This window comes from Burkholderia sp. KCJ3K979, assembly GCF_016759955.1.
GTDB classification, from domain to species: Bacteria; Pseudomonadota; Gammaproteobacteria; order Burkholderiales; family Burkholderiaceae; genus Burkholderia; species Burkholderia orbicola.
This window is the reverse complement of record NZ_JACFYV010000353.1, coordinates 1-3,800: the sequence shown is the minus strand read 5'-3', so window position 1 is coordinate 3,800 and position 3,800 is coordinate 1. Positions and strand designations below refer to the sequence as shown.

Here is a 3,800-nt window from a genome sequence, read left to right as displayed (position 1 = left end):
GTCTTCGTTGGTCACGTCCATCGCGACGCCGATCGCCTTGCCGCCTGCCTTGTTGATCTCGTCGGCGACCGCGTTCGCGCCGTCCTGGTTCAGGTCGGCGATCGCGACGGCCGCGCCGGCCTTGGCCAGCTCGAGTGCGATTTCCTTGCCGATGCCGCTCGCGGCGCCCGTGACGACTGCGGTCTTGCCGCTCAGATCTGCTGCCATGTCCGTCTCCTTCCGTTATCGGATCGTGAAACACGCACCCGCCGCATCCGCGTTCATCGCGAAATCGCATCAGCGTGCCAGCCGTCATTGTGCACGATCGGCCCCGCCGTTCGTGCACAAAACGTCTAAGCTTAAGGTCGGTTCCGTTCAGCAGGAGAGTCTCATGCACTATCGACGGCTAGGCCGCTCCGGCCTGCAGATCAGCGAGCTTTCACTCGGTTCGTGGGTGACGTACGGCAACCAGGTCGACCAGCGGGTCGCGCGCGAATGCCTCGCCGCGGCACGTGATGCAGGCGTCAATTTCTTCGACAACGCCGAGGTCTACGCCGGCGGCAAATCCGAGGAAATCATGGGCCATGCGCTTAAGTCGCTCGACTGGCCGCGCGTCAGTTATATCGTGTCCACGAAGTTCTTCTGGGGGCTCGCAGAAGCCCCGAACCAGTATCACACGCTGAACCGGAAATACCTGCTGAACGCAATCGACGGCTCGCTGCGCCGGCTACAGCTCGACTATGTCGACCTCGCCTATTGCCATCGCCCCGATCCGCATACGCCGATCGAGGAAACCGTCTGGGCGATGAGCGACATGATCGTGCGCGGCAAGGCGCTGTACTGGGGCACGTCGGAATGGAGCGCCGACGAAATCCGCGCGGCATGCGAGATTGCCGAGCGGCATCATCTCCACAAGCCGGTCGTCGAACAACCGCAGTACAACCTGTTTCACCGCACCCGGGTCGAACAGGAATATGCGCGGCTCTACGACGATTACGGTCTCGGGCTCACGACCTGGAGCCCGTTGGCGTCGGGCCTGCTCACCGGCAAGTACCGCAACGGCGTGCCGGCCGGCAGCCGCGCGCAGTTGCAAGGCTACGACTGGATGCGCGAACGCCTGACCGATCGGGCCGCCAACGACATCGTCGAACGGCTCGGCGAAATTGCGGCCGAATTCGGCTGCAGCACCGGCCAGTTGGCAATCGCGTGGGTGCTCGCGAACCCGCGCGTGAGTTCGGTCATCACGGGTGCATCGCGGGTCGACCAGATCGGCGACAACATGCGCGCGCTCGAGGTTGCCGCGAAGCTGACGCCGGACGTGAAGCAGCGCATCGAGGCGGTGGTCGGCGATGCATACGAGTAAGGCGACTCACGGCCACTCGCGTACAATACGCGGCCGCATCGGCGCCCGGCCTGACGGCCGCGCACGATCGACCGTTTTCATCGATTCACCTTTCGTTTCAGGCAGCCAGCCATGCTCAGTTATCGTCACGGTTTTCACGCAGGCAACCACGCGGACGTGCTCAAGCACGCCGTCGTCGTCCAGCTGCTGCGCTACCTGAACAAGAAAGACAAATCGTACTGGTACATCGATACGCACGCAGGCGCCGGCGTGTACTCGCTGCGCGACGGTTATGCAGCGAAGACGTCGGAATTCGATACCGGCATCGGCCGACTGTGGAACGAAAAGAACCTGCCGGAGGCACTGGGCGACTATGTGGACGAAGTCCGCGCGCTGAACGACGACGGCGAACTGCATTTCTACCCGGGCTCCCCGTACATCGCATGGCGGTCGATGCGCGAGCAGGACCGGATGCGCCTGTTCGAAATGCATACGACGGAAATCGATGTGCTGCGCCACAATTTCCGCGATGCCGGGCGACGCGCGATGATCTTCGCCGGCGACGGCTTCGAAGGTATCAAGGCGCTGCTGCCGCCGCCGCCGCGACGTGCACTCGTGCTGATCGATCCGTCCTACGAGGACAAGAAGGATTACGCGCGCACGGCGAGCTGCGTGACGGAATGCCTGAAGCGTTTCTCGACCGGCTGCTATGCCATCTGGTATCCGCAGGTCACGCGGACGGAATCACAGCGCTTTCCCGAGCAGTTGAAGCGTCTGCAGCCGAACAACTGGCTGCACCTGACGCTGACGGTGTCGAATCCGCCGACCGACGGACTGGGTCTCTACGGCAGCGGGATGTTCATCCTGAATCCGCCGTATACGCTCGCCCAGAGCATGAAAGAGGTCCTGCCCTATCTGGTCGAGAAGCTGGGACAGGATAGCGGCGCCCGCTTTCAAATCGAGCACCGCGGCAACTGATCGGGCGACTGGTCGTTACGGCTGCGGTCTCGGCGCGAGCCTGGGCTGGTTGGCCGGCTGCCCGCCCCACGCGGGAACATTGATATATGGCGCGACGAACAGCGGAACCGACGTGTTCGGCGCCTGCCCGGCTGGCGCCCGCATGCCTGCCGGCTCGACGATCGGCTCGGAAGACAACGGCGCCGTCTGCAATACCAACCCGCCCTTGCCGTCCTGGATACCGCGCTGTGTATCAAGAACGAGCGGCTTGGTCGACGTCGCGGCACCGGCCGCGAGGCCATGGGCGAGCACGACCGCACCCAGAACGAGACGCGCGCGGGCACTGCGACGCACATCGACACACAAACGCATGATCGGGACCTTCAGGATGAAAAGCAGGTCCATACCATAGCGCTGCACCGACGATTTCGCCAGAGCCGGTGCACAAAAAAACAAAGCCCCGTCAATACGGGGCTTGCTTATCGTTCGGTGCCGCGCGGCACCTGACGGTGACTCCGATTACAGCGAGTAGCCGTTGGTTTCGAGCGAGCGGATGCGGCTCTCGAGCTGGACGATGTCCGACGACGTGGCGAGGTAAGCCTCACGGCGTTCACGTTCTGCGGATTCGAACCAGTTGCTCAGCTTTTCGACGATGTAGGCGATCATGACGTTCTCCAAGGAAGAGGGACCCCTGGTGAATCGAGATTCAGGGATTTCCCGTATAGGGTTATCCCGAATTATAGCGACGCCGCACCAAGATGCTAGTGAAATCCTTGCATGGCACCCATTCCATTTTGGAATGTTGGCATGCGAACCGCATCTAACTCATTGATTTATATAGATGTTGGGTCGAAGCCTGTTTTGAGGCGCGAGAGCGCGCACTAATTTGGGTCGCCGATAGGGTCAGCCAAGCGCGCCAAAATCGGGCATTCGGGCCGACCGTCACCATGACAGTGCGCGGCCAGATCGACCAGCGTGTCGCGCATGTCGCTCAATTCGGCGATACGTCTGTCGAGTTCGGCCACGTGCTCGAGAGCAATCGATTTCACTTCAGCGCTGGCGCGTGAGCGATCCTGCCAGAGCATCAGCAGCTTGCGAATGTCTTCGACGAGAAAGCCAAGTCGTCGCGCCTGACGGATGAACCGCAGGATATGGATTTCGTCTGACCCATAGATTCGGTAGCCGGCATCGGTCCGTTTGCTGGGCGCAAGAAGACCGACCTGTTCGTAGTACCGGATCATTTTTGCACTGACGCCGGATTCGCGCGACGCGTCGCCGATATTCATTCCCCGCCCTCTTCATGAAGCCCTGGTTTCGAACGCGAACGTCGACGATACCCTCATCGACGACTGTTCGATCGTATCAAATCGCGTGGTTTCGTTCCGGGGAAGGCTTGGCAGAAGGAGCGCAGGCGGTTTGATCTGGCGTGCGTAACGGCGGGTTATGAGGGCGCTTCGCCACATACTTTTATGGCGCCGAAATGCAAAAACCCCCGCCTTTCGGGCGGGGGTTCTTGGCTTGA

At 61.6% G+C, this 3,800-nt stretch carries 6 protein-coding genes; 2 read left to right on the top strand and 4 right to left on the bottom strand.

The genetic code is table 11. The features are described from left to right. The coding region (locus tag H3O04_RS34430) for an SDR family NAD(P)-dependent oxidoreductase (RefSeq protein WP_202589418.1) at nucleotides 1–207 on the bottom strand (207 nt) is incomplete at its 3' end. A 163-nt stretch (nucleotides 208–370) separates the two neighbouring features. On the opposite strand from H3O04_RS34430, the gene H3O04_RS34425 reads away from it, so the two are divergent. Then, nucleotides 371–1,342: a potassium channel beta subunit family protein gene (locus H3O04_RS34425; RefSeq protein WP_011694330.1), complete on the top strand. Its 972-nt coding sequence runs from the start codon at nucleotides 371–373 to the stop codon at nucleotides 1,340–1,342. 111 nt (nucleotides 1,343–1,453) lie between these two features. Further along, nucleotides 1,454–2,299 (top strand): 23S rRNA (adenine(2030)-N(6))-methyltransferase RlmJ, encoded by an 846-nt coding sequence (locus H3O04_RS34420; protein WP_011549391.1) that lies wholly within the window; start codon nucleotides 1,454–1,456, stop codon nucleotides 2,297–2,299. A gap of 15 nt (nucleotides 2,300–2,314) precedes the next feature. Here the strand turns inward: H3O04_RS34420 and H3O04_RS34415 are convergent, their stop codons facing one another. The 3 genes from H3O04_RS34415 to cueR all read right to left on the bottom strand — a co-directional run bounded on the left by H3O04_RS34415 (nucleotide 2,315) and on the right by cueR (nucleotide 3,564). Beyond that, complete coding sequence (locus H3O04_RS34415; RefSeq protein ID WP_011694331.1) at nucleotides 2,315–2,683, bottom strand: hypothetical protein; 369 nt, start codon at nucleotides 2,681–2,683, stop codon at nucleotides 2,315–2,317. 114 nt (nucleotides 2,684–2,797) lie between these two features. Then, nucleotides 2,798–2,944: a DUF3563 family protein gene (locus H3O04_RS34410; protein ID WP_006478295.1), complete on the bottom strand. Its 147-nt coding sequence runs from the start codon at nucleotides 2,942–2,944 to the stop codon at nucleotides 2,798–2,800. A 215-nt stretch (nucleotides 2,945–3,159) separates the two neighbouring features. Next, nucleotides 3,160–3,564, bottom strand: a complete 405-nt coding sequence (cueR, locus tag H3O04_RS34405; RefSeq protein ID WP_011549389.1) for a Cu(I)-responsive transcriptional regulator — start codon at nucleotides 3,562–3,564, stop codon at nucleotides 3,160–3,162. Nucleotides 3,565–3,800: the final 236 nt, after the last annotated feature.

Excerpts from the sequence above, each read along its gene's own strand:
- H3O04_RS34425 (WP_011694330.1), top strand. The coding sequence starts at position 371 with ATGCACTATCGACGGCTAGGCCGCTCCGGCCTGCAGATCAGCGAGCTT.
- H3O04_RS34420 (WP_011549391.1), top strand. The coding sequence starts at position 1,454 with ATGCTCAGTTATCGTCACGGTTTTCACGCAGGCAACCACGCGGACGTG.
- H3O04_RS34415 (WP_011694331.1), bottom strand. The coding sequence starts at position 2,683 with ATGGACCTGCTTTTCATCCTGAAGGTCCCGATCATGCGTTTGTGTGTC.
- H3O04_RS34410 (WP_006478295.1), bottom strand. The coding sequence starts at position 2,944 with ATGATCGCCTACATCGTCGAAAAGCTGAGCAACTGGTTCGAATCCGCA.
- cueR (WP_011549389.1), bottom strand. The coding sequence starts at position 3,564 with ATGAATATCGGCGACGCGTCGCGCGAATCCGGCGTCAGTGCAAAAATG.